The organism is Streptomyces sp. NPDC031274, from assembly GCF_055570235.1.
Genome location: NZ_JBVIHP010000500.1, coordinates 1 through 1,026 on the forward strand (window position 1 = coordinate 1; position 1,026 = coordinate 1,026).

The 1,026-nt window shown below is 65.9% G+C and carries 1 protein-coding gene; it reads left to right on the forward strand.

All coding sequences use genetic code 11. From position 1 onward, the window contains the following. Nucleotides 1–243: 243 nt before the first annotated feature. Nucleotides 244–906, forward strand: a complete 663-nt coding sequence (locus ACZ5CR_RS47480; protein WP_468870301.1) for a response regulator — start codon at nucleotides 244–246, stop codon at nucleotides 904–906. Nucleotides 907–1,026: the final 120 nt, after the last annotated feature.

Sequence of the window (1,026 nt, forward strand, 5' to 3'; positions counted from 1 at the left end):
CGGGGGCGGTCCCCGACGGCGGCTTCCATGTGGAGACCGTCCTGCCGGTAGAACATCGCACCAGTGTCTCGTGACCCCGGTCGCGACGAGTCGGACCCCGGCGAGGACCTCGTCGGTGGCGGTCCGGCGGTGGACGGACCGCCGGGTGACGGACTGCCGGGTGTTGAGCCAGAACCAGATCTGACCAAGGCCACATTCACTCGAAGATGATTAGCGGGACAAGTCTTAGGTAGACTGCATGACATGGGGTGCAAAGTCGTAAAGGTGCTGGTCGTTGATGACGAGCCCATGGTCTGCGCGCATTTGAGAACGATTCTCGGATCCGCTGAGGATATCGAAGTCGTCGATGAAGCCCACGACGGTGCGGCTGCCGTGGAGAGCGTCGTGCGGCACCGACCCGATCTCGTTCTCATGGATCTGCGGATGCCCGGGGTCGACGGCCTCACGGCGATCGAAGGCATCATGAAACTCGACCAGCCGCCGAAAGTCGTGGCACTCACCACATTCGACGCCGACCAATACGTGATGCGTGCCCTGCGCAGTGGGGCCAGCGGATTCCTGGTGAAATCCACGCCCCCCGAGCACCTCATCGGCCTGGTCCGCGTCGCTGCCGACGGGCACACGGTTCTCTCTCCCGTCGCCATGCGCCGCATCGTCGCCTCTTCCTCGGACGAGGACGCGGCACGCGAGCGTGCCAAGAACCTCATCGGCAAGCTCACGGAGCGCGAGACGGACGTGCTCACCTGCCTCGGCGAGGGCCTGTCGAACGCCCAGATCGCCACGAAGCTGTTCCTCAGCGAGGCGACGGTCAAGGGCTACGTCTCGCGCATGCTCGTCAAGCTGGAGTGCACGAACAGGACGCAGGCGGGCCTGCTCGCCTACGACGCGGGGCTCGTCACCCGCTGAGCGCGGTCGACGACGAGGAGGAAGGCCCCGTCGGCTTCTCGGGGTGGATCCAGGTCTCCGTGGTGGGCACGTACACGGGCAGCACGGATTCGATGCGGAAGCCGCCGCCGGTCGGCCCGA

What these genes read in the sequence shown, in the direction of transcription:
- ACZ5CR_RS47480 (WP_468870301.1), top strand. Translation starts at nt 244, where the DNA reads ATGGGGTGCAAAGTCGTAAAGGTGCTGGTCGTTGATGACGAGCCCATG.